Raw genomic sequence first — 24735 nt, 5'->3', positions numbered from 1 at the left:
GGACCGGGGCGAAGGTGGTGAGCGGCGTGGCCGAGAGTTACCGGGGTGATCAGGGGCCGGGGGTTCCGATCGTTCCCCGCACCGACCCCCTCGGGGATCCGTTTCTGCGCACCCGGTTCGCCCTCCCCGCGCGGCCCGCCACCTTTCTGCGGCGGCAGCGGCTCGTCGACCATCTCGACCAGGCCCTGCGGACACCGCTGACCCTGCTCAACGGCGCGGCCGGGGCCGGCAAGACCCTGCTGGCCGCCGACTGGGCGGCCGGTCTTCGGCATCCGGTCGCCTGGCTCAGCGTGGAGGCGGGGGACCGGCACCCCGAGGTGTTCTGGGCCTACGTCGTTCAGGCACTGCATGCCGCCGGTGCACTGGCCGCCGACCCGGCCGGAATTCCGGCGGACCCGCCCCGGGTGGACGGCAGGCTGCTGGCGACGCTCGCCGCCGAACTGAACGACCGTGACCGGCCCGTGGTCGTCGTGCTCGACGACTGCGACCGGGTGACCGCACCCGAGATCGCCGAGCAGTTGGAGTTCGTCCTGCACCACGCGGGGCGGTGGCTGCACCTCGTCCTCGTCACCCGCACCGAACCGCTGCTGCCGCTGCACCGCTACCGGGCGGCCGGTGAACTGACGGAGATCCGCGCCGCCGAGCTGGCCTTCACCCCCGAGGAAGCCGTCGCCCTGCTGGAGCTGCACGGTCTGAGCCTTCCGGTCCCCGCCGTGCGCGCCCTGGTGGAGCGCACCCGCGGGTGGGCGGTCGGCTTGCGCCTGTCCGCGCTGGCCGCCCGGGAGAACGCCGATCCGGAGCTGTATCTGAAGGAGTTCGAGGCGGAGCGCAGTACGATCGCGGACTTCCTGCTGGCCGAGGTCCTCAAGGGCCAGACGGAGGAGACACAGGACCTCTTGCTGCGCGTCAGCGTCCTGGAGCGCTTCTGTCCCGAGCTGGCCAACGCACTGACCGGCCGGACCGATGCCGAGCCCCTTCTCGTCGGGCTGCACCGCGCGAACGCCTTCGTCGAACACCTCGGGCGCTCCTGGTACCGGCTCCACCCGCTGTTCGGGGAGATACTCCGGGCGCATCTGCGCATGCGGCTGCCCGGGCTGGAGCCGGAACTGCACCGGCGGGCCGCGCGGTGGCTGCGCGGTGCCGGATTCCTGCCCGAGACGGTCGCGCACGGCGCCGCCGCGGGCGACTGGGACGTCGCGGCAGGCGCCCTCATCGACGACCTCTCGATCGGCCGGCTCTTCACAGGAGTGCCCTCGGACGACCTGGCCCAGCTGTTCGCTCCCATGGCGCCCGGGGCCACGAGCCCCGAGACGAACCTCGTGCGGGCCGCTCGCGAACTGGCCCGCTACGACCTCGACCACGGCCTGGCCAGCCTGCGCCACGCCGAGGAACAGCTGGCGGACCTCGCGCCCGGCCGGGCGGCCGCCCAGCTGAGCTGCGCGCTGCTGGAGACACTGGCCGCCCGCCTGGCCGGCTGCCCCCCGCAGGCCGAGAAGGCCGCCGAAGCCGCCGACGCACTGCGCCGGGAAGTCCCGCAGCACCTCCTGGACAGGCATCCCGAACTCACCGCCCTGCTGCTGACCCATCTGGGATCGGTGCGTCTGTGGGCCGGACGTTTCGAGGATGCGCGTACTGCCCTGAGCGCGGTGGCCGGAGCTCCCGACGGAGCCCTGACCGCGATGCCCCGGCAGGAGTCGAGGGCGCACCTGGCCTTGCTGGACTACCTGAACGGCTGGCTGGGCCGGGCGGAGCGCAAGGCCCTGGCAGCGGTGTCCGAGGCCGAGCGGGACGGTCTGCCTCAGTCGTCCGGCTCCGGCATCGGACGGCTGGTGCTGGCGGCCGTGGCCGTCGACCGCCATGAACTGGACCGGGCCCAGGCCCTCCTCGACGAGACGGCCCAGCTGCCGGCCGGAACGTGTGATCCGGTGCCGATGGCGGGACGTGCCCTCGCCACAGCCCGTCTCCTGCTGGTCAGGGGCAGGGCACGAGATGCCGTCGAGGCGTCGGACGCGGCCGTCTCCGGCACGGTGACCTCTCCGTGGGCGGCAAGCCATGAAGCGCTTGTCACCTCCGCCGCCCACCTGGCCGAAGGACGGCCGGACGAGGCCGCCGAGGCGCTCCGGAGCGTCAGCGGCGACCAGCCGGCATGTGCCGTGGAGGCCGCGGCTATCCAGCTCGCCGCAGGACGCCCCGAGGCGGCCATCGACCTGCTCGACAGCGTCCGCACCCAGGGCGGGACGGGTCCGGCGGTGACCGTGCGGGCGGCTCTGGTCAGGGCTCAGGCCGCTGCGGGGGCGGGAGACTCCGCCGCCGCTCACCGACTCGTCGCGCGGGCGCTCCTGGACGCCCGCCGTGAGCGGCTGCGGCGTCCGTTCCTCGACGCCGGAGCCTGGATCCGGCCCTTCCTGGCCACGGCCGACCTGCACGAACTGGCGGCGGGCTGGCTGGCGCCGGGCCCGCCGGCACATGGCGAGCGGTCGCGGCCGGAGTCCGCGCCCGCACCGCTCGTGCCGGTGGAACTGAGCGGACGCGAGCGGGACGTACTGGAGCGGCTGTCCCGGATGATGTCGACGGAGGAGATCGCCGCCGACCTCTACCTCTCGGCGAACACGGTCAAGACGCACCTCAAGAGCGTCTACCGGAAGCTCGCGGTGAACCGGCGCGGCGACGCGGTGCGCCGCGCCCGCGACCTCCGGCTGCTGTGATCCCTCCGCCGGCACCCCCCGCCCGGCACGGCGAGCTGCCGTTCAGCCGACGGGCGGCAGCGTCTGCTCGGTCCAGATCGTCTTGCCCGACGCCGTGTACCGGGTGCCCCACGCCTGGGCGAGCTGGGCGGTGATGAACAGGCCGCGTCCGCCCTCCTCCACGACGCCCGCGTGCCGCAGGTGCGGAGAGGCCGAGCCGGCGTCCCGGACCTCGCACGTCAAGGTCCGGTCGTGGATCAGGCGGAGCCCGATGGGCGCAGTGCCGTAGCGGACGGCGTTGGTGACGAGTTCGCTGACGATGAGCTGGGTGTCGTCCGCGGTCTCGCCGTCCAGGCCCCAGGCGGCGAGCTGTTCACGGGTACGGCGACGGGCGACGGCGACGGCCGCGGGGCTCGAGTCGAGTGGCCACGAGGCGCGCCGGTCGGGGGGAAAGGCCCGGGTGCGCGCGACGATCACCGCCGCGGCGCCGATCCCCGGGCCCGCCGCGAGCGCGTACACCAGTGCGTCGCACAGGTCCTGGAGCGGGCGGTCCCGGAAGTGGGGCGCCGAGGGCAACGGTCCGGAGACCTCCGACAGGTACGACGTGAGGAGCGGATCGCTGGTGAAGACCAGCACGCTGCCGTCCGGTACGTCGATCTCCGTGGCCGCGAAGGGCGCGTCCGGTGCCGTGCCCAGGCGCGGCCCCGCCGGGGCGGTGGGAAGCACCACGGTGGCATCGGGGCGCACGACCAGCGGGGTGAGAGCACCGGCCGCGGCCAGCGTGCAGGTGCTGGACAGGGGGTCGTGGACCGCGTACACGCAGTCGGCGGTCAGCGCCTCGCGGCGCACCGGATCGCCGAGGGGGAGACCGGCTCGTTCCGCGGCCAGGTGACCGGCGGTCGCGTGCAGACGGGCCATCAGCTCATCCGGGGGCAGGTCGAACGCCGCCAGCGAACGCACGGCGGTGCGCAGCTGCCCCATGGCCGCGGCCGCGTTCAGGGCGCGGCCCGACACGCTGCCGACGACGAGGGCGGTGCGGGCGCTGGAGAGGGCGATCGTGTCGTACCAGGCACCGGGGTCAACGCCCGTCAGGGTGAGATAGGCGGCCTCCAGCGACGACTGGGTCTCCGGGCGGCGGGGCAGCAACTGCCGCTGCACCGTGGCCGCGACGGTGTGCTCCCGGGTGTAGCGGCGCGCGTTGTCGATGCACAGGGCCGTGTGCGCGGCCAGCTCGACGGCGAGTTCCAGGTCGCCCGCGTCGAAGGCCGGCGACGGTCCGGCGCGGTACAGGCTGATCACGCCGAGCGCCGCGTCGCGCAGCGCCAGCGGGACCACGAGCAGGGAGTGGGCCTTCGACGAGCGGATGGCCTCCGCACGCGCGGGGTCGACGGACAGCCAGGGGGCGGTGCCGTCCAGCTCGACGGCACGCGGGCGCAGGTCTGCCAGGGCCTGGGTGAAGGGCGTGGGGGCCGGCAGACCGCACACGTCCCCCACCGGGTGGGCCTGGGGCGAGGGCGTGCGGTTGCTGCGGAACGCGGTGCGCATCAGCGGTGTGCCCGGCGGCAGGGGAGCCAGCGGCGGGTCGTCGCCACGGATCACCGCGTCCACCACCTCCACGATGGCGACATCGGCGAACTCGGGGACCACCGCGGCCACGAGCTCCTCGCCGGTCGCGGTGGGATCGAGCGTACGGCCCACGCGCACGCGTACGGCGTCCAGCACCCGGGCCCGTGCCCGGGTCCGCTCGCTGTCGGTGACGTCGACCACGGCGACCGCCACACCGAGCACCTTGCCGTGCGGGTTCCGCAGGCGCAGTGCGGTCACCTCGTAGTGCTGCGGCACCCCGTCGACGCGGGCGGGCACGATGTGCCGCACCAGCGGCACGCCCGTGTCCAGGACCTTGCGCAGCAGGGGCTCGACATCGGCGTCGACCATGTCGTAGACCTCGCGGGCCGGGCGCCCCGCCGGCGCGTCCCCGGCCATCCCCCGCATGGCGGGCGTCGCGGTGTTGACCCGTACCACCCGCAGTTCGGCGTCCAGCAGATGCAGCCCGATCGGTGCCTGGTCGAACAACGCGTCCAGCATCGAGACCGCCGTCTCTTCCGGCAGTCGGCCGGCGGCACCGTGTGCCATGGAGATCACCTACGTTTCCCTCGCGCACCGGGACGTCCTCCCAGCGTCCTCTGCGCTCCGGGCTGCTGCATCCTCGGGTGCGAGCCGTGTACGGACGGTGACGGCCCCGCTGAGACTCACCCGCGGTGGGGGAGGTCCCCGCGGGTCGGCCGCGGCCACGGTGGGCAGACACCGGGCGCCACGGCGGCCGGGACGTGCCGCCGGAAGGAGCTCCGACCATGGCGGGCATGAAGCACTGGCAGGCGCTGATCGTCCTCGGAACGGCCCAGTTCCTGATGGTCCTGGACACCTCCGTCATGAACGTGTCCGTCAGCCAGCTGGTCGAGGACTTCGACACGGAGGTGACCGCCATCCAGGCGGTCATCACCCTGTACGCGCTGGTCATGGCCGCGTTCATGATCATCGGTGGCAGGTTCGGGGACATCCTGGGACGTCGCCGGATGTTCCTCGTGGGACTGGTCGTCTACGCGGTCGGCTCGGCGCTGACCGCCGTGGCACCCACGCTGTGGGTCCTGACCCTCGGCTGGTCCGTCATCGAGGGACTCGGTGCGGCCATGGTGCTGCCGGCCATGGCCGCCCTCGTGGCGGAGTCGTACCGCGGGAAGGACCGGGCGGTGGCCTACGCGGTCATCGGCGGGCTCGCCGGCGCCGGCATCGCGGTCGGCCCGTTGCTGGGCGGCTGGGTGACGACGTATCTGACCTGGCGGCTGGTCTTCGCCGGCGAGGTCGTGATCGTCGTGGCCGTCCTGCTGTGCCGGCGGGTGATCGCGACGCCCGCCCCGACCGGTCCGCCTCCCCGGCTGGACTGGGTCGGCGCGGTGCTCTCCGCGGCCGGGCTGGGGCTCTGCGTGCTCGGGGTACTGCAGAGCAGCTCCTGGGGGTGGGTGCAGCCCCGCAACGCTCCCTTCACCGTCCTCGGTTTCGCCCCCACGCTCTTCGTCGTGGCGGCCGGGGTGGCCGTCCTGGCCGTCTTCCGGCACTGGGAGGGTCGACGCGACGACGCCGGCGCCGACCCTCTCGTCCACCTGTCGCTGCTGGGCAGACCGGTGCTGCGGTCCGGGCTGCTGACGCTGCTGAGCCAGAACCTCATCCTGCTGGGGCTGTTCTTCACCATCCCGCTGTACCTGCAGGTGGTTCAGGGGTTCGACGCCTTCGAGACGGGGCTGCGTCTGCTTCCGGTGTCCGTGACCATGTTCGTGACCTCCCTGTCGGCGTCGTCGCTGGGCAGGATCCTGGGGCCGCGCCGGGTCGTTCGGCTGGCCCTGCTGATCCTCGCGGCTTCCATCGTGTGGCTGCTGGCCACCATCGAGCCGGCCATCGACGACGCCCAGTTCGCCGGAGCCATGGCCCTGCTGGGCGTGGGCATCGGCCTGCTCGCCTCGCAGCTGGGCAATGTCGTGCAGTCCAGCGTCGGCGAGGAGGAACGCAGCGAGGCCGGAGGGTTGCAGTTCACGGCACAGAATCTGGGCTCCGCGCTGGGCACCGCACTCATCGGGTCGATCCTCATCGGTGCGCTGGCACACGCCTTCACGGCAGAGGTGGAAAACCATCCTCAGCTGTCCGAAGCGACGCGTGACCAGGTCGGTGTCTCCCTGGAGGCCGGGATCAGCTTCGTCCCCACCGACCAGGTGCGCACGGCCGCCGAGCGCGCCGGACTGCCGGCGTCCGAGGCGGAAGCCGTCGCGGACTCCTACGCCGCCGCGCAACTGGACGGTCTGAAGGCGGCCATCCTGGCCACGGGCGGTATCGCTCTCGCCAGTTTCCTGGTCACCCCGCACCTGCCGACCGCCCGGGAGAGCAGGCCGCGGCGGCAGGACGACGACGTTCCGGCCGAAGCGACGGGTTCGACGCACTGAGTCCGGAGGGAGCCGCCCGTGTCCAGGATCAAGACCGCCCCGAGCACGTCCCGGGGAGCGGGAGAGGATTACACCGGCGGCGTCTACGGATCCATGCTCGCGGCCTCCGTGGTGATCGGCGCCGGTTCCCTCGGCTCGTTCCCCCGCACCGAGCTGGTGCTGCTGCTGTTGCTCACCGGCGTGGTGTTCTGGATCGCGCACGTGCACGCCCAGTTGTTCGGCGCCCGCCTCGCGCAGCAGCCCCTGAACCGCCGGGTCGTGGCACACGTATGCCGTGACGAGTGGCCGATCGTCCAGGCCGCCGTCCCGCCGGCCGCGGCCGTGGCCGTCAGCCCGCTCCTGGGCATGGACGTGCGCGGCGCCGTCTGGCTGGCCCTGGCCGTCGCCGTGGCCGGCCAGGTGGGCTGGTCCGTGGCCGCTGCCCGGCACGCCGGTGCCTCGCCCCGGCTGATGGCGGCCACCGCGTCGGTCAATCTGGTGCTCGGCCTGCTGATCATCCTCTTCAAGATCGTCTTGACGCACTGATGGCCGCCGTCCGGCCGGCGCCCGGTCGGTCACCTGTACCGGGTGAGGCCCGAGCCGACACGGGGGCGAGACGATCGCAGGCAAGGGCACCGTCCACCCGTCCCTCGCACTCCGTGGGAGAAGAGCTCGTGCGCTACGAGATCCGAGTCGAAGGACACCTGTCGGAAACGCTGGCCAAGGCCTTTCCGGAACTCGGCCACGTGGTGATGGCCGGGCAGACAGTCCTGTACGGCCCCGTCGTGGACGAGGCGCACCTGTACGGCCTGTTGGCGAGGTGCCAGTCGCTGGGCCTGCGCGTCCTGGAAATGCGCCAGCTACCGGAGTGACGGGCCCATGGTGAGCGGCGGAGTCCGCTCAGAGCCGCTCCGCCCTGATCCGACCGGAGCGGCGCGCGGCTTCCAGCGCCGCGAAGTCCCGCTCGTTCTGGTCGGCGTACGCCTGGGCGAACTCGGTGAGCGCACGGTCGAAACCGTCGCCCGCCCCCAGGTAGGCGGCGAGGGCGACGGGGTCGCCGGAGCGGGCGTGTGCGCGCGCCAGGGACGCCCCGCAGAGCCGGCCGAAGAGGTCGAGCAGGCTCGGCTGCATGGTCTCCGGCTGGGCGATGCCCTTCCAGTCCCACAGCTGGCGCACGTAGAAGTCCCGGTCCTGACCGTCGAAGCCCACGACGCTCGTCCAGCCCAGGAAGATGTCACTGGTCGTCTGCATCAGACGCTGTCCGGTCACCACCCGGCGCCCCTGGTTGTCGTAACGGTCACCGCCCGTGTGGGCGGACAGCACCGACTCCCCGGCTTCCTTGGCCTGAAGCAGCAGCGGATCGTCGTCGTCCCTGCCCAGCAGGAGCAGAATCCAGCAGCGCGTGCCGACGCTGCCCACGCCCACCACCTTGCGGGCCATGTCCACCAGACGGTAGCGGCGCAGCAGGTGGCGGCGTTCGGACGGCAGGGTCCGCGCGTACTGGTCGACGAGGCCGCGGAGCTCCTTCTCGCGCCCTTCTTCGGAAGGATCGTCCATCAGCTGGTCGAGTGGGGTGATCAGGGGCGGATCGGGGGTGATACGTCGGCCCTGGTCCGTGATCTCGGTCAGTTTGTCGAAGGCCCGCAGATGGGTACGCGTGCGGGCCCGCCGCGCGGCACGAGCCGTACGGCGCGCCGTTTCCTTGTCCATCGCCGAGGCCAGCAGCTCGTGCAGCCGGTCAGCGGCGTCCTGTGCGTACCAGATGTCCAGGGTGCGCATGCCGGCGAACTCGCGCATCCGCTCCCGGTAGGCCCGCACACAGACCCGCACGGTGCTGTTCTGCTCCTTGCGTGAGAAGCCGTTCGCCCGGGCCGCCGTCACGAAACCTGCCGCCAGCCGTTTGACGTCCCACTCGAACGGCCCGGGCAGGGTCTCGTCGAAGTCGTTGATGTCGAAGACCAGCCGCCGTTCCGGCGAGGCGAGCAGCCGGAAGTTCAGTGGGTGGGCGTCCCCGCAGAGCTGCACCTGAAGCCCGGTGTCGGGCAGGGCCGCCAGGTCGGCCGCCATGATCGCGGCCGCGCCGCGGTAGAAACGGAACGGCGACTCCAGCATGCGGCCGTAGCGGATCGGCACCAACTCCGGTACCCGCTCCGCCGACTGACGCTCCACCACCTCGACGGGGTCGAGCCGTTGCGCTGCGGCCTCGTACCAGCCGTGGGACGAACGCGGCGCCCGCCGACGCGCCTCCCTGCCGTACGTCGCTCGCTCGGCCGGGGACAGCGACGTGGTGAAAACGCTCGGCACGGTCATGGTCCCGCCTCCTGGTTCGGTGCCCGGCGCCAGGACGACGACGGGGAAAGCGGTCGGTGCGCGGTGCGGGCGCCGGATGAGCCGGGCGCCGGGGGACTTCCAGCTCACCGCCACGGCGGCGCCGATGGTTCACCCGTGGTGGGTGAGCCGGTCACCGAGCGGTAGGCGTGACCCTGGAGCGGTCGGGTGTGCACACCCCTTCACCCGCCCCGCCGGCTCTCGGAGCGACGGCTGATCACGCGAGGAGGAGCCATGACCATGTCGCGTGAACCGGTATCGAGCACCGGGCAGCCGTACGGGCCCGACGGGGCGGCCCACCCTGCCACCGGCGACTCCGCGGCGGAACTCGCGCGGCTCGGCCGGTCCTGGACCTGGCTCCTGGCATCGGCCGCGGCGACGCTCGTGCCGGGGGTGCTGGTGCTGGTCTGGCCGGAGGCGACCCTGCACGTCCTGGCCGTCCTCATCGGCCTGTACCTGCTGGCGGCCGGCGCGTTCCGGTTCGTTGCCGTCTTCGGGCGGGAGGGGCACGAGCGGCTGCCGGGACTGCTCCTGTCCGTGCTGTACGTCCTGGCCGGGGTGCTGAGCCTGCGCAACCCCCTTCAGACCATCGCCGCGCTCTCGCTGATCACGGGGGCCGTCTGGCTGGTGTCCGGCATCCTCACCCTCTACACGGCGATCTCCGTCGAGTACCTGCCCCACCGTGGCGTCGTCGCGGCCGCCGCCGTGCTCGGCATCGTCGCCGGGATCGTGGTGCTCGCGCTGCCGACCGAGTCGGCCCGCGCCCTGACCCGGCTGCTCGGCCTGTGGCTCGTCCTGCTGGGATTGGCCGAGGCAGCGGTCGCCCTCGCCTGGCGAGCCGTCCTGCGAAAGACGCTGCCCCAGGGGCCGCGGGCCCCCGACGCGGCGGCATGACACCGCACGCGGCCCGGCGATCCGCGGGGCGGACCCGTGAGTCACGGTCGGAGAACCCCGCCACGTGTGCGCGTCCCGCACACCTCCGACATCGCACGCGTACACGGTCACTCGATCGTGGAGAGTCTGCGGGCCGGCGCCCCGGCCCGGCTGCTGTCCCGGCCGCCTGAAGCGCCCGGCTGAACGCGGTCGCCGACACCAAGGTGACGACCACGCCCACGGTTCCTGCGGTGTTGCTCGTCGCGCCGGTGGCGGAGAAGACCTCGCGCAGCTCGTCGAGCGTGTCGCCGCGCACTCCCAGAACCGCCCGGAGCGAGTCGGCCAGCAGGTCCTGGAGCCAACGGGGAGCAAATGCCGCGACGGTCATGCGGAGCGGGAGCGCGGTGAGGAACGCCGTGCGAGCGGTGCCGGCACCTGCCGCGCAAGCCGGTGCGCACCGCGGTCCGGCGCTGGCTGCCGTGGCTGGTTGTGTGGCTGGGTGGGCCGTCTCCGGCCTGGCTCTCGGCGAGTACGTGGCCTCCACCGCCTGGTACCGGGCGGCTGACGGCCGCTTCCCGTTCACCCGCATCGGGTGAGGCCACCGCGTGCTGGTCCCGTCCACGCTGAGCACAGCACGCAACGGCGGCCGGGCGAGTGCCCGGGACGGAGGAGAGAGATGAGCGCGCAGACGTACCTGGCGTACGACTATCCCCTGCTGAGCGTCTTCTGGAGCATGCTCTGGTTCTTCCTGTGGATCATGTGGTTCATCCTGCTGTTCCGGATCGTCGTCGACATCTTCCGCGACGACGCCATGAGCGGGTGGGGGAAGGCCGGCTGGCTGGTGTTCACCATCGTGCTGCCGTTCCTGGGCGTGTTCGTCTACGTGATCGCCCGCGGCAAGAACATGGGGCGCAGGGAGATCGCCCAGGCACGTGCGCAGCAGGACGAGTTCAACGCCTACATCAGGCAGACCGCGTCCGGCGGGACCAGCAGCGTCGACGAGCTCGCCAAGCTGTCCGAGATCCGCTCGCGCGGCGACATCACGGACGAGGAGTTCCGCAGGGCGAAGGACCTGGTCCTGGCCGGCCAGGGGTCGACCCAGCACGCGGGTTCCGCCTCCGGCACCACCGGTGGCTGAGCATTCGGACCACATGAATCGAGGCGCACGATGACCGCGACACATACCCGGCCGGCCCACACGGCGAAGCAGGAATGGGCGACCGGCCTGGCCGCCTTCGCAGCCGTGATGCTCTTTCTCGTCGGCCTGCTCGACATCTTCCGGGGCATCATGGCCATCGCCGAGGACGACATCTTCGTCACGACGCGCAACTACGTGTTCGAGTTCGACCTGACCGGCTGGGGCTGGGTCCATCTCGCGCTGGGCGTGGTGGCCGTGATCGTCAGTATCGGGCTGTTCCAGACGGCCACCTGGGCGCGCGTCTCCGGCGTGGTCATCGCCGGGTTCGTCATCATCGCCAACTTCCTTTCCCTGCCGTATTACCCGGTGTGGTCGGTCGTGATGATCGCCCTGTCCGGCTTCATCATCTGGGCGCTGTGCGTGGTCCAGCGGGACAACCTCTACGACCTGTCCGAGGCACCCCCCATGGCCGAGGATCGCCCACCGGTCTCCACGCCGCACGGGCCCGCGTGAACAAGGATCGGGCCGACCTGCGAGACACCGTCTGGTCGACATACGGCAAGAGACGTCGAGCGCAGAAGCCGCGGCCGGTCAGCGTCCGGACCCTCGCCCAGGGTGCACCGCTGATCCGGCCGCTCGCCCGTGCGTGGCCGCCCCTCGGTCGACTCCGCCTCCAGTCGGCCGAACCGGGCGGCACTGTCCGGCCTGCCCGCCGAACGGCGCAGGCGACCCCGCCAAGGTCTGGACAAATGACGGGAGTTCGCGCGGTTGACGCGCGTAGCCGACCGGCCTCACGCTGAGCGGTGGACGGCCACGCCGTGGCAGTCCATCCCTTGGTCCGAGCTGGTTCGGGACGCGCGGTCGGGAGGCCGGAATGTTGATACGGGTGGCACGATTGGTCGCCTCGTTTGTCATGGTCTTGACAGGAGCGGTGGTGGGGGTGGGGCTCGGAGCGGGCACCGCCGCGGCCGACGACTGCTACACCTGGGGCCGCACCCTCTCCCAGGGAACCTCCGGCAGTGATGTGACACAGCTGCAGATACGTGTCGCCGGATGGGTGACCTCCGGCGAGCGCCTGTCGTACGACGGCCAGTACGGGGCCCGGACCGCGGCGGCTGTCGCGAAGTTCCAGTCGGCGTACGGCCTGAGCGCGGACGGCGTGGCGGGCCCCGCGACCTACGCCAAGATCTACGCCCTCCAGGACGCGGACTGCACGCCGGTCCACTTCGCCTACGCGGAACTCAACAAGTGCAATGCCGACTGGTCGGGCGGTGCGGTCTCCGCGGCCACGGCCAAGGCCAACGCCCTGAAGACCATGTGGAAACTGGAGGCGATGCGCCACGCACTGGGTGATGTGCCGATCTCCATCTCGAGCGGCTTTCGTTCCTACGCCTGCAACAGCGCGGTCGGCGGCTCGTCCACCAGCCGCCACCTCTACGGCGACGCGGCCGACCTGACCGGCTCGGTGAGCCTGTGCCGACTCGCCCAGCAGGCCCGTACGCACGGGTTCTCGGAGATCCTCGGCCCGGGCTACCCGGACCACAACGATCACACACATGTGGCGCTCGACCCCTCGCCCTACTGGTCCGCACCGACCTGCGGCATCTGACCGGGCGTCACACCTGATCATCCCTGTGCGGCGGCCGACCGGCCCAGAGGTCGGCCGCCGCATGCCGTCGATCATGGCCTGAGCGTCTCCTCCTTGAGGATGAGGAGTGCGGGCCCGCTGGTGCTGTGTCACCAAGCGGAAGTGCGCGCACGGGCACGACGCCCTCGGGCGGGCCCGCGGGGGAGCCTGGTGGTCCACCCGAGACCAGACCTGGAGACCCGTTTCCCGTGGCTACCTTGCTCTACCGGCTGGGCCGAACCGCCTTCCGGCGCCGTTGGCTCGTGACGTTGTTGTGGGCCGTGCTCCTCGGTGCCGTCGGCCTCGGCGCCGCCAAGGCCCCGGCCGCGTCCGACGACGGCACGTCCTTCATGCCCGGCATCGAGGCGCAGAAGGCCTTCGACCTCATCGGCGAGCGTTTCCCCGGCTCGGCCGCCGACGGCGCGACCGCGCGGATCGTGTTCGTCGCTCCCGCGGGGGAGAAGGTCACCGCCGCGGCCAACCGTGCCGCGATCGACGCCTTCGTCAAGGATGCCGCCGCCGAGCCCGAGGTCTCCGGCGCGGTGAGTCCGTTCGCCGCGAAGGCGGTGAGCGAGGACGCTTCCACCGCGTACGCCACCGTCAATTTCAAGGTCGAGGCAGGCGATCTCACCGACGCCGACAAGACCGCACTGGAGAAGGCGATCGGGCAGGCCCGGGACACCGGGCTCACCGTCGAGGTGGGCGGCACCGCGCTCGCCGAACAGCCGGCGGCGGGCGGATCGGCCGAAGCGATCGGCATCGTCCTGGCCGCGGTCGTGCTGCTGATCACCTTCGGCTCGCTGGCCGCCGCAGGACTGCCGCTGCTGACCGCCCTCATCGGCGTCGGTGTCAGCATGGCCGCCATCCTGGCCCTCGGCAGCACCTTCGGCCTCTCCCTCACGACCGGCACGCTCGCCACGATGCTCGGCCTGGCCGTCGGCATCGACTACGCCCTGTTCGTGGTCTCCCGCTACCGGGAGGAGCGCGCGCACGGGCATGCGCCGCGTGAGGCGGCGGGCCTGGCCGTCGGTACGGCCGGCTCGGCCGTCGTGTTCGCCGGCCTCACCGTCATCATCGCGCTGGCCGGGCTGTCCGTGGTCGGCGTACCGATGCTGACGAAGATGGGGCTGTGCGCCGCGGGTGCCGTGGTCGTCGCGGTCCTGGTCGCCCTGACCCTCGTGCCCGCCCTGCTCGGCATGTGGCCGAACGCGGTGCTCTCCCGCGCCGCCCGCAAGCGCGGCCGGGTGAACCGGTCCGCGGACAACGGCGGTTCGCGCTGGGCGGGGTTCGTGCTGCGCCGTCCGGTGACCGTGCTGGTGGCGAGCGTGGTGGGCCTGGGCGTGCTCGCGCTGCCCGCCGCGCAGCTGGAGATGGGCATGCCGGGAGCCGAGTCCAAGCCGGTCTCGTCCACGGAACGGCGTGCCTACGACGCGCTCGCGGAGGGCTTCGGCGCGGGCTTCAACGGACCCCTCACCGTCGTCGCGGACGTCAAGGGCGTGGACGACCCCAAGGCCGCCGTCGCCCGGATCACCGAGGCGATCGGCGATACCGAAGGCGTCGTGTCCGTCTCGCCGGCCGGGCTGAACCCGGCAGGCGACGCCGCGCTGTTCTCGGTGGTCCCGGCCACCGGCCCGAACGAGGAGAAGACCAAGGACCTCGTCCAGACGATCCGTCAGGAACGCGCCGGGCTGGAGCGGGAGACCGGGGCGACCTTCGAGGTCACCGGCAGCACCGCGATGAACATCGACATCGCGCAGGCCCTCCAGGACGCGCTCGTGCCCTACCTGGGTGTCATCGTGATCCTCGCCCTCCTCCTGCTCCTGGTCGTCTTCCGTTCGCTGCTCGTGCCGGTCAAGGCCGCCTTCGGATTCCTGCTGTCCGTGCTGGCCGCTCTGGGCGCGGTCGTCGCGGTCTTCCAGTGGGGCTGGGGCGCCGCACTGCTGGGCGTGGAGCAGCCGGGGCCGATCATGAGCCTGATGCCGATCTTCCTGGTGGGCATCGTGTTCGGTCTCGCCATGGACTACGAGGTGTTCCTCGTCGCCCGGATGCGGGAGGCGTACGTCCACGGGGACAGCGCCCCGCAGGCGGTCGTCACCGGCTTCCGGCACAGCGCCCGCGTGGTGGTCGCCGCGGCGGTCATCATGATCGCGGTCTTCTCCGGATTCATGGGAGCGGGGGAGGCCATGATCAAGACGATCGGCTTCGGTCTCGCCGTGGCGGTGCTGTTCGATGCGTTCGTCGTCCGCATGGCGCTCGTGCCCGCGGTGCTGGCCCTGCTGGGCGACAGGGCGTGGTGGCTGCCGAAGTGGCTCGACCGGGTGCTGCCCCGCGTCGATGTCGAAGGCGCCGGGCTCAGCACGCCTCAGGTGCCGGATGCGCAGAGGGCGCCCGGCACACAGGAACCGGCGCGCGTCTGATGCCTGAGCCGCGGTCCGCGGGGTCGGCCTACGGGCCCCGCGGACCGCGGGTATGTGACGATGACTGCCCTGGTACTTCCCCCGGAGCGAGATGAACACGAGCTGGCGGCGCTGGGCGGCGAGCCGTCCCAAGGCGGCTGAAGCCGTGACGCTGGTCCTGCTGTTCGCGATCACGATGGCCAGTGTCCTGGTCACCTGGGCCGTCCTGGCCGAGGCCGCCCTGTGGCCGGGTGTCGCGCTGGCGGTCGTCGGCTGCGCCGCCCTGCGATGGCGCCGGACACGAACCGTTCCCGTCATGGCGGTGACCCTGCTGTGTGTCCTGGCCCAGGGGGCGTTCGGCTACCTGCTGACTCCCCTCGTGATGGCGCCGTTGCTGGTCGCGCAGTACTCCCTGAGCGTCCAGAGCCGCCGCCGAACGACGTGGAACAGCGCGTGCGTCGCCGTGGCCGGCATCGTGGCGACCGGGTTCTTCGTCGCCCCGTTCCACGACTCGCCCGTACTCGCCGTCGTCAATCCGACGGCATGGGTACTGCTCTCCGCCGCTCTGGGCAGCTATGTCCGCGTGCGCCGCGAGTACGGGGCGGCCCGCGCCGAGCACGCGGTCCGGGAACGCGAGGCGGAGGCACGGCGCCGGGTGATCCAGGAACGTATGCGCATCGCGCGCGAACTGCACGATGTGGTCGCCCACCATCTGACCCTGGCCGACGCTCAGGCCGGTACCGCCGCCCACCTCGCACGCACCCATCCCGACCAGGCGCTCGACATGATCGCCAGGCTGCCGCGGACGACGTCCGCTGCACTGCGCGAGCTGAAGGCGACCGTCGGACTGCTGCGCCAGGAGTCCGACCCGGAGGACGGCCTGACCCCCGCGCCGGGACTGCAGGACCTCTCAGAGCTGGTCGACACCTGCGCGGCGGCCGGGCTGGCGGTGACCGTCACGGTCGACGGTGACGCGCATCGCCTCACTCCTGTGCTCGACCTGACGGCCTATCGGATCATCCAGGAGGCGCTGACCAATGTCAGCAAGCACGCGGCCACACGGACGGCCGCGGTTCGCCTGGCCTACACCCCGCACTACGTGACGCTGACCGTCACCAACGACGCTTCCCCGGCCGGCTCCTCCGATTCCGTGGGCGGCTTCGGCCTGCTGACGATGCGTGAGCGTGCCACGGCCGTGGGCGGCACCTTCCACGCGGGCCACCGTCCGCAGGGCGGCTTCGAAGTCGCCTGCACCCTTCCGCTCGAAAGTCACGACGAAGGCTCCGCCCCATGACCATCCGTGTCCTGCTCGCCGACGACCAGGCCCTGCTGCGCGCCACCTTCCGCATCCTCATCGACTCGGTCGAGGACATGACCGTGGTCGGCGAGGCTGCCGACGGACGGGAAGCCGTCGACCGGGCCGCCGAGTACCGTCCGGACGTCGTCGTCATGGACCTGCGCATGCCGGGCGTCGACGGAGTGGCCGCCACCGCGGCGATCTGCGCCCGGCCAGAGCTCTCGCAGGTCCACGTACTCGTCCTCACCACTTTCGAGAACGACGAGAACGTGGCCAAGGCCCTGCGCGCCGGGGCGAGCGGCTTTCTCGGCAAGGGCGTCAGCCCCGAGGTCCTGCTGTCCGGCATCCGCACCGTCGCGGCGGGCGAGGCCCTTCTGTCGCCCACCGCCACCAGGACCCTCATCGCCCGGTTCCTCGCCACCCCCGACACCGATGACTTCCTCGCCCTGCCCGACGACGTCAGAACTCTCACCGACCGCGAACGCGAGGTCATGGCACTGGCCGCGCTCGGCAAATCCAACACCGCGATCGCCGAGCACCTTGTCCTGAGCCCGATGACCGTACGCAGCCACATCCAGCGAGCGATGACGAAACTCCACGCCCGCGATCGCGCGCAACTCGTCGTCATCGCCTACCAGAGCGGCCTGGTGAAACCGCGGTCAGGTCCGCAGGCCTGAAAACCCGTGCTGTCCGTGGGGCACGGAACGCGAGCGTGTCCGCTGACTCGGCGAACCCGGCGAGTTGAGCGGGTGAAGCTTGGGCCCGTGGCGATTCCGAGGGGCATGGATGAGGGTCGCGGCCGAATCGGCCGAGTCGGCAGACACCACGAGCTGGAGGCGGGTCATGGACCGAAGAACGGAACGAAGCGACGACCGGAGCGACCACACCATTCATCACGTCCCTGTCCTCATCGTCGGCGGTTCTCTCGTCGGCCTGTCGACCTCGTTGTTCCTGAGCCGACTGGGCGTACGGCACACCCTGGTGGAGCGCCACACCGGCACCTCCATCCACCCCCGTGGGCGCGGGAACAACGTCCGGACGATGGAGCTGTTCCGGGCGGCCGGAGTCGAGCCCGGGATCCGGGAGGCCGCCGCCACCCTGGACGACAACCACGGGATCCTCCAGACGCCCACCCTGGTGGGCGACGCGGGCGAGTGGCTCTTCAAGGAGATCGACGCGGGCGGTGCGCTGGCCCGCTTCAGTCCCAGCTCCTGGTGTCTGTGCAGCCAGAACGACCTGGAGCCGGTGCTGCTCGACCACGCCGAGCGGCTCGGTGGCGATCTGCGCTACGGCACCGAACTGCTGTCGTTCGAAACCGACCCCGACGGTGTCACCGCGGTGGTCAAGAGCCGCGAGACCGGCGAGCACACCACCATCCGCGCGGACTACCTCGTCGCCGCCGACGGTCCCCGCAGTCCCGTGCGCGAGCAGCTCGGCATCGGCCAGAACGGTCCCGGTGACCTGTTCAGCAACGTCAGCATCACCTTCCGGTCCCGCCGCCTCGCCGATGTCGTGGGCGAGCGCCGTTTCATCGTCTGCTACCTGACGAACCCGGAGGCCGACGGGGCGCTGCTGCCGGTCGACAACCGGGAGAACTGGGTCTTCCACGCTCCCTGGCATCCCGAACACGGCGAAACGCTGGAGGAGTTCACCGACGAGCGGTGCGCGGAGCACATCCGGCGTGCCGTCGGCGTGGCCGACCTCGACGTCCAGGTCACGGGGAAGGCTCCCTGGAACGCCGCCCAGCGGGTCGCCCGTAGCTACCGGTCAGGACGGGTCTTCCTGGCCGGCGACTCGGCCCACGAGATGTCGCCCACCGGAGCCTTCGGCTCCAACACGGGCATCCAGGACGCGCACAACCTCGCGTGGAAGCTGGCCGCAGTGCTCGACGGTTGGGCAGGGGAGGCGCTCCTGGACACCTACGACGCGGAGCGGCGCCCTGTGGCCGAGGCGACCGGCGCCCGTGCCTCCGAACGGTCCGTGGAGCACAGCCACCCCGGCTTCGCTCCGCCCCCCGGCATGGGCGGTGGCGGCGGAGGCGGCGGCCCGCAGCGAGGCATGCTCGGCGCGGTCCTCGGCTACCGCTATCCACGCGGCGCCGTCCTCGGTACCGACCCCGAGGCCCCGGTCGTACCGGAACGCTTCGACCTGTCCGGGGAACCCGGCAGCAGGGCGCCGCACTTGGCGGTCCGCCACCGGGGCGAGCGGATCTCCACCCTGGATCTCTACGAGCGGTCGTTCGTCCTGCTCAGCGACGCCGATCACCCAAGTGGCTGGCACGAGGCGGCCATCCGTGTCGCCGCGTCGCTGTCCGTCCCTCTCGCCTCGTACCGGGTAGGCGGCGCCTCCGACGCCGAGCTGACGCCCGAGGGCGAGACGGACTGGTCGGCCGTCCATGGAACGACGCCGCAAGGCGCCGTACTTGTCCGACCCGACGGGTTCGTGGCCTGGCGGGCCACAGCGCCCGAGCCTGACGCCGAATCAGCGCTCCGCCACGCTCTGACCACGCTGCTGGCAACGGTCTGACCTCGGCAGACACGGCCGACCAGTCCCCTCGGCGGGGCCGGTCGGCCGTGTCATGGGGCGGGATCCCACTCCCGTTCGGCGGAGGGTGAGTTCACCCGAGCGATCGTCCCGAGTGGTGCGAGGAGCCGTGCGCACTGACGGTGGATCATGTCGAGGACGGGTCACCTCAGCTGACGAAGCGCCAGCTGTCCGCTCCTCGGCGGAGGGAATGTCAGATGCACTCTGCTCGCATGCTCCTTGCCACCGCGGCGGCTTCGACCGTCCTCGTTCTCGGTGCCCCCGGCGCCCACGCCGCCGGGAACGACTGGGAGGACCAGTCGGACTCCGGTTACAGCAAGGAGCACGACTCGGACTCCGGCTACAGCAAGGAGCACGACAAGGACTCCGGTTACGGCAAGGAGCACGGCAAGGACAGTGACCAGGACTCGCCGCGCGGTGGCATGCACACCGGTGGTGGAGCCCTGACCGCGGTGAACCCCGACGGTTCGGACACCGCGAAGGACCCCAAGTTCGACCCGGAGACGTACAAGGACAAGGAGCACGGCAAGGACTCCGGCAGCGGCAAGCAGGAGGACTCCTGGGGCGGCAAGCAGGACGGCGGCGACGAGTGGAGCGGCCGCGAGGAGAAGCCGAGCGGTGGAATGCACACCGGAGGCGGCGCGTTGGCCTCGCCGGCCGTGACCGCGGGTGGGCTGGCCGCCCTGGCGGTCGCCGCCACCGGTCTGTACGCGGCGCGCCGTAAGAAGACCGCCGAAAGCATGGCCTGAGCCATGCCCTCTGCGATAGCCGCTGCGGCCGCCACGCGCGTGTCGCGTGGCGGCCCCGCCGGTTCCCCCGTGCAGTCCCTCGTCCGATCTTCCGCCACGCCCCGGTGAGGTAGCACCCGATGGCAGCCCGTCCCTCTTCCCTCGCAGACAACGAGCCCCGCACCAAAACGCTGGTGGTGGGCGCGGTAGCGGCCCTGGTGCTGGCCATGGTCCTGTTCGGCGGCAACGACACCACGCCGTCCGACGCCTCCCGCCCGCCCAAGGCCCCGCACACCGAAGCCGCGGCGGCTCCGCCGGCCGAACGGACCGCGGGGAAACATCTGCCGCGAGCGAGACCCGTACGCCTGCTCATTCCGAAGATCTCCGTCGACGCCCCGTTCACGGAACTCGCCATCGGCAGCACCGGTCAGCTCCAGCCGCCCCCGGCCGACGACACCAATCTCGTCGGCTGGTTCGCCAAGGGAGCCTCCCCGGGAGAGGCGGGCACATCGATCATCGCCGGTCACGTCGACACCATGACCTCGGCGGCCGTCTTCGCGGACCTCGGGGAGCTGAAGAAGGGCGATTCCTTCGAGGTGCGACGGGACGACGGGCGCACGGCGTCCTTCGTGGTCGACGACGTGGAGACGTTCGAGAAGGACAACTTCCCCAGCCGGCGCGTCTACGCCGACACGGACCAGGCGCAGGTCCGGCTCATCACCTGTGCGGGTGACTACGACCGTACGGTCAGGGACTACACGGACAACCTGGTGGTCTTCGCCCACCTGGTCTGAGCGGGCCCCGTCCGCCGGGGTCCGGGGTCGCCCGCCCAGGGGCATACGAGTCGCGCGGTTTCGGCAGCGGGCTCAGGATCGAGGGGATCGAGCACGTCGGAGGCACACGTCGACGTGAGCGAGACCCGTCCGGTTCCTTCCCGTCAAGGAGATGTGCGCAGGATGACCACCACGTCCGAACGTGTTTCGGAATCCCTCATGCGAGAGGCGTCGCAGCGCGTCTCTCAGTCCGTGTTCGACGGCTCCCGGCTGCGTGTCGTCCTGCTGGTGGACGTCTACGAAGGTGCCCAGCAGCAGTTCCTGGAGGCGTACGAGCAACTGTGCAACCAGGTCGCGTCGGTCCCCGGGCATGTCAGCGACCAGCTGTGCCAGTCCATCGAGAACCCCTCGCAATGGCTCATCACCAGCGAGTGGGAGAGTGCTCCGCCGTTCCTCACCTGGGTGAACAGTGAGGACCACGTGCGGATGGTGGAGCCACTGCACAGCTGCGTCCGTGACACCCGGTCACTTCGCTTCCACGTCGTGCGCGAGACCGGCGGCCCCGCGGCGGCCGTGGAGCCCGGCGCCCGAGGGCTCCAGGCGTCCCCGAGGATCGGTGACGGCCTGGTCCGGCACGCGCTCACGTTCACGGTCAAGCCGGGCAGCGAGGAGACCGTGGCCGCGATCCTGGCCGGGTACGCCTCGCCGGAGTCGCGGGTCGACGACACCACCCAGCTGTGCCGCACCTCCCTGTTCATGCACGGCAACCGGGTGGTCCGCGCCATCGAGGTGCGGGGCGACCTGCTCGCCGCGCTGCGCCATGTCGCCAAGCAGCCCGAGGTACGTGCCGTCGAGGAAGCCATCAACCCCTACCTGGAGCAGGACAGGGACCTCGACGACCCGGAGGCCGCGCGGCTCTTCTTCACCCGCGCGGCGCTGCCCGCCGTACACCATGTGACATCGGGCCAGGACAGCGCGGGCGCCGTACGGCAGGCGCTGTACTACCCGGCCCGTGAAGGGCGCGGGATGCGCCTGGCCGAGCTGCTCGCCCGTCAGGACGTGGCAGCGGCCAACGATCCGCAGACGCCGCTGCTGCGCAGCACGATCTTCCAGCGCGATGACGTGGTGGTGCGGCTCGTGGACGTACGGGGCGGCCTCGACAACGTTGCCATGCCGGGTCTGTCGGACCCAGCCCAGGCGACCGAGATCGCGGAACTCCTGGACACGGAAGCTCTCGGCGGCGCGGCGCTGAAGGACGGCGTCCCGGCTCACCACCTGAGCGTCCCCCGCATGGAACTCGTCACCGACCGCCAGGCGCCCGACGCCTGATTCGGCACGTCGGCATCGGGGCCGTGGTGTCCACGCCCCGTGCCGGTGCAACACATGTTCGGAGGAACGTCGTGAACAAACTTCCTGGAATCGTGGACCTGAGCGAGGTCGAGCCCAACACCCGGCGCGGCGGGGATCTGCGCGCCATGCTCACCCCTGCCACCGTCGGCTCCACCAGCGGTTTCATGGGCGTGGCCATCGTGCAGCCCGGCGACCGCATCGCCGAGCACTACCACCCCTACTCCGAGGAGTTCATCTACGTCCTCTGCGGACAGCTGGAGGTGGACCTGGACGGCGAGACCCACCCGCTGCAGCCCGAGCAAGGGCTGCTGATCCCCGCCTACATGCGGCACCGCTTCCGCAACGTCGGCAAGGTGGAGGCCCGCATGGTCTTCCACCTCGGCCCGCTCGCCCCGAGCCCGCCGCTCGGCCATGTCGACACCGAGGACGCGGACGGGGTGCCGATCGCGGCGGAGCCGACCCACACGAGCGTGGGACGGGTGGCCGAGCCTCAGGTCCGTTCATGACCAGGCGCGTGGCGGTCACCGGCATGGGCGTCGTCGCCCCCGAAGGCATCGGAGTGCCGGCCTTCTGGGACCTGCTGTCCCACGGGCGCACGGCGACGCGGGGCATCACCTTCTTCGACCCGGCCGGGCTGCGTTCGAGGATCGCCGCCGAGTGCGACTTCGACCCGGCGGCCCACGGCCTGGACCCGGAGCAGATCGCACGGTGCGACCGGTACATACAGTTCGCCCTGGCGGCCGGGGAGGAGGCGGTACGGGACTCCGGCCTCGACCTCGCCGCGGAGAACCCGTGGCGCGTGGCGGTCTCCCTGGGCACCGCGGTCGGCGGCACCACCCGACTGGAGCACGACTACGTGCTGGTGAGCGAGGGAGGCAAGCGCTGGGACGTGGACCACCGGCAGGCCGGCCCGCAGCTGCACCGGGCGTTCGCGCCGAGCACGCTCGCCTCGACGGTGGCGGAGCGCTTCGAGGCCCGCGGCCCGGTGCAGACGGTCTCCACCGGCTGCACCTCGGGCCTGGACGCGGTCGGATACGCCTTCCACACGATCGAGGAGGGCCGGGCCGACATCTGCATAACCGGGGCGTCGGACTCGCCGATCTCACCGATCACCATGGCCTGCTTCGACGCGATCAAGGCGACCTCCCCGAACAACGACGATCCCGCCCACGCCTCGCGCCCCTTCGACGCGGACCGCAACGGCTTCGTCATGGGGGAGGGCGGCGCGGTCCTCGTCCTGGAGGAGCTCGAACACGCCCGGGCCCGCGGCGCCCACGTGTACTGCGAGATCGGCGGCTATGCCACGTTCGGCAACGCCTACCACATGACCGGTCTGACCGGCGAGGGCCTGGAGATGGCCCGGGCCATCGAGGGCGCCCTGGACCAGGCCCGGCTGGACCGTACGGCGATCGACTACGTCAACGCGCACGGCTCGGGCACCGTCCAGAACGACCGGCACGAGACGGCCGCGGTCAAACGGGCCCTCGGCGCACACGCCTACGACACACCCATGAGTTCCATCAAGTCCATGGTGGGCCACTCCCTCGGCGCGATCGGCGCGATCGAACTCGTCGCCTGTGCGCTGTCCCTGGCCCACCAGGTCGTCCCGCCCACCGCCAACTACGAGACGCCGGACCCCGAGTGCGATCTGGACTACGTCCCGCGCGTCGCCCGTGAGCGAAGGCTGAACAGTGTTCTCTCCGTGGGCAGCGGATTCGGTGGCTTCCAGTCCGCGGTGGTCCTGACCCTGCCGAGGGAGAAGACACGATGAGCGGACATCCCCGGCGCGCGGCCCTCACCGGGATCGGCGTGGTCGCGCCCAACGGAACCAGCACCGAGACCTTCTGGAAGTCGACCAAGGAAGGCATCAGCGTCCTGGACCGGATCACCCGCGAGGGATGCGGGCACCTGCCGCTGCGGGTGGGCGGCGAGGTCCGGGACTTCGACCCGCCGAGCCTGGTCGAGGAGCGCTACCTCGTCCAGACCGACCGGTTCACCCACTTCGCGATGGCCGCGGCCGACCAGGCGCTCGACGACGCCGGCCTCGGCCGCAGCGAAACGGACGCGGCGCCGTTCTCCGTGGGTGTGGTGACCGCGGCGGGTTCCGGCGGCGGCGAGTTCGGGCAGCGGGAACTGCAGCAGCTGTGGGACAAGGGCAGCCGTTTCGTCGGGCCGTACCAGTCCATCGCCTGGTTCTACGCCGCGAGCACCGGCCAGATCTCCATCCGCCGCGGCTTCAAGGGCCCGTGCGGTGTGGTCGCCGCCGACGAGGCGGGCGGCCTCGACGCCGTGGCACACGCGGCCCGGGCCGTGCGGCGCGGCACCGACGTGCTCGTGGCCGGCGCGACCGAGGCGCCGCTCGCCCCCTACTCGATGGTCTGCCAGCTCGGTTACGAGGAGCTGAGCACCGTCGACGAGCCCGACCGTGCCTACCGCCCCTTCACCTCGGCGGCCTGCGGATTCGCTCCCGCCGAAGGCGGCGCCATGCTCGTCGTGGAGAGCGAGGACTCGGCCCGGCAACGGGGTGCGTCCGTGCGCGCCACCGTGGCGGGCCACGCGGCCACGTTCACCGGCGCCTCCCGCTGGGAGCAGTCCCGGCAAGGGCTCGTCCAGGCCGTCCTGGGCGCCTTGGAAGAGGCGGACTGCGCGCCCGAGGAGATCGACGTGGTGTTCGCCGACGCCCTCGGTGTACCGGAGGCGGACCGTGCCGAGGCACTGGCGATCGTGGACGCTCTGGGTACGCACGGCAGGCGCGTCCCCGTCACGGCGCCGAAGACCGGCACCGGCCGGAGCTACTCGGCGGCGCCCGTCCTGGACGTCGCCGCGGCGGTGCTCGCGATGGAGCACGGTCTGATCCCGCCCACCCCCAACGTCTTCGACGCCTGCCACGACCTCGACCTCGTGACCTCGCGCGCCCGTGCGGCCGAACTGCGCACGGCGCTCGTCCTCAGCCGAGGACTCATGGGGTCGAACTCGGCGCTCGTGCTCCGGCGCGGCGCCGGCGGCGCCTCGTGACGGGGCATCGCCAG

General features: G+C 71.6%; 20 protein-coding genes. 18 read left to right on the top strand and 2 right to left on the bottom strand.

Annotated features, from left to right (window positions below):
• Positions 1–26: 26 nt before the first annotated feature.
• A complete protein-coding gene (locus OG885_RS02565) occupies positions 27–2705 on the top strand; it encodes a LuxR C-terminal-related transcriptional regulator (protein WP_405725239.1) in 2679 nt (892 codons plus the stop codon).
• A gap of 42 nt (positions 2706–2747) precedes the next feature.
• Here OG885_RS02565 and OG885_RS02560 read toward each other — a convergent pair whose 3' ends face one another.
• A complete protein-coding gene (locus OG885_RS02560) occupies positions 2748–4817 on the bottom strand; it encodes a SpoIIE family protein phosphatase (RefSeq protein WP_405725236.1) in 2070 nt (689 codons plus the stop codon).
• A 227-nt stretch (positions 4818–5044) separates the two neighbouring features.
• Between OG885_RS02560 and OG885_RS02555 the strand changes: the two genes are divergently transcribed.
• From OG885_RS02555 to OG885_RS02545, 3 genes are all read left to right on the top strand, one after another.
• Positions 5045–6673, top strand: a complete 1629-nt coding sequence (locus OG885_RS02555; protein WP_405742551.1) for an MFS transporter — start codon at positions 5045–5047, stop codon at positions 6671–6673.
• A gap of 18 nt (positions 6674–6691) precedes the next feature.
• Complete coding sequence (locus OG885_RS02550; protein WP_405725233.1) at positions 6692–7198, top strand: hypothetical protein; 507 nt, start codon at positions 6692–6694, stop codon at positions 7196–7198.
• A gap of 128 nt (positions 7199–7326) precedes the next feature.
• The gene (locus OG885_RS02545) at positions 7327–7524 is read left to right on the top strand and encodes a hypothetical protein (protein ID WP_399964853.1); all 198 of its coding nucleotides are present in this window, start codon (positions 7327–7329) and stop codon (positions 7522–7524) included.
• Positions 7525–7552: 28 nt separating this feature from the next.
• Here OG885_RS02545 and OG885_RS02540 read toward each other — a convergent pair whose 3' ends face one another.
• Entirely contained in the window at positions 7553–8962 is a 1410-nt protein-coding gene (locus OG885_RS02540) for a DUF2252 domain-containing protein (RefSeq protein ID WP_405725230.1), read from the bottom strand.
• A 252-nt stretch (positions 8963–9214) separates the two neighbouring features.
• Between OG885_RS02540 and OG885_RS02535 the strand changes: the two genes are divergently transcribed.
• The 14 genes from OG885_RS02535 (at position 9215) to OG885_RS02470 (ending at position 24721) form a co-directional block, all read left to right on the top strand.
• Positions 9215–9874 (top strand): HdeD family acid-resistance protein, encoded by a 660-nt coding sequence (locus OG885_RS02535; RefSeq protein WP_405725227.1) that lies wholly within the window; start codon positions 9215–9217, stop codon positions 9872–9874.
• A gap of 655 nt (positions 9875–10529) precedes the next feature.
• Positions 10530–10991, top strand: a complete 462-nt coding sequence (locus OG885_RS02530) for an SHOCT domain-containing protein (protein WP_405725224.1) — start codon at positions 10530–10532, stop codon at positions 10989–10991.
• A gap of 30 nt (positions 10992–11021) precedes the next feature.
• Positions 11022–11504 (top strand): hypothetical protein, encoded by a 483-nt coding sequence (locus OG885_RS02525; RefSeq protein ID WP_405725221.1) that lies wholly within the window; start codon positions 11022–11024, stop codon positions 11502–11504.
• A gap of 361 nt (positions 11505–11865) precedes the next feature.
• Complete coding sequence (locus OG885_RS02520) at positions 11866–12600, top strand: D-Ala-D-Ala carboxypeptidase family metallohydrolase (RefSeq protein ID WP_405725218.1); 735 nt, start codon at positions 11866–11868, stop codon at positions 12598–12600.
• Between the two features lie 227 nt (positions 12601–12827).
• Complete coding sequence (locus OG885_RS02515; RefSeq protein ID WP_405725215.1) at positions 12828–15035, top strand: MMPL family transporter; 2208 nt, start codon at positions 12828–12830, stop codon at positions 15033–15035.
• Positions 15036–15126: 91 nt separating this feature from the next.
• On the top strand, positions 15127–16308 hold the full coding sequence (locus OG885_RS02510; RefSeq protein ID WP_405725212.1) for a sensor histidine kinase: 1182 nt from the start codon (positions 15127–15129) through the stop codon (positions 16306–16308).
• The gene (locus OG885_RS02505; protein WP_405725209.1) at positions 16305–16988 is read left to right on the top strand and encodes a response regulator; all 684 of its coding nucleotides are present in this window, start codon (positions 16305–16307) and stop codon (positions 16986–16988) included. The genes OG885_RS02510 and OG885_RS02505 overlap by 4 nt, the downstream gene beginning before the upstream one ends.
• Before the next feature lie 166 nt (positions 16989–17154).
• On the top strand, positions 17155–18837 hold the full coding sequence (locus OG885_RS02500) for an FAD-dependent oxidoreductase (protein ID WP_405725206.1): 1683 nt from the start codon (positions 17155–17157) through the stop codon (positions 18835–18837).
• Between the two features lie 230 nt (positions 18838–19067).
• Positions 19068–19604 carry a hypothetical protein gene (locus OG885_RS02495; protein WP_405725203.1) on the top strand — a complete coding sequence of 179 codons (537 nt, stop codon included), beginning with the start codon at positions 19068–19070 and terminating at the stop codon, positions 19602–19604.
• A gap of 119 nt (positions 19605–19723) precedes the next feature.
• The gene (locus tag OG885_RS02490) at positions 19724–20377 is read left to right on the top strand and encodes a class F sortase (protein ID WP_405725200.1); all 654 of its coding nucleotides are present in this window, start codon (positions 19724–19726) and stop codon (positions 20375–20377) included.
• Between the two features lie 162 nt (positions 20378–20539).
• A complete protein-coding gene (locus tag OG885_RS02485; protein ID WP_405725197.1) occupies positions 20540–21685 on the top strand; it encodes a SchA/CurD-like domain-containing protein in 1146 nt (381 codons plus the stop codon).
• 92 nt (positions 21686–21777) lie between these two features.
• Positions 21778–22212, top strand: a complete 435-nt coding sequence (locus OG885_RS02480; protein WP_405742549.1) for a cupin domain-containing protein — start codon at positions 21778–21780, stop codon at positions 22210–22212.
• Entirely contained in the window at positions 22209–23477 is a 1269-nt protein-coding gene (locus tag OG885_RS02475) for a beta-ketoacyl-[acyl-carrier-protein] synthase family protein (RefSeq protein ID WP_405725194.1), read from the top strand. The genes OG885_RS02480 and OG885_RS02475 overlap by 4 nt, the downstream gene beginning before the upstream one ends.
• Positions 23474–24721: a ketosynthase chain-length factor gene (locus OG885_RS02470; RefSeq protein WP_405725191.1), complete on the top strand. Its 1248-nt coding sequence runs from the start codon at positions 23474–23476 to the stop codon at positions 24719–24721. Before OG885_RS02475 ends, OG885_RS02470 begins: the two co-directional genes overlap by 4 nt.
• Positions 24722–24735: the final 14 nt, after the last annotated feature.

This window comes from Streptomyces sp. NBC_00028 (assembly GCF_045041065.1).
Classification (GTDB): domain Bacteria; phylum Actinomycetota; class Actinomycetes; order Streptomycetales; family Streptomycetaceae; genus Streptomyces.
The sequence above is the reverse complement of the archived record's forward strand: the minus strand, read 5'-3'. Positions and strand labels throughout refer to the sequence as shown.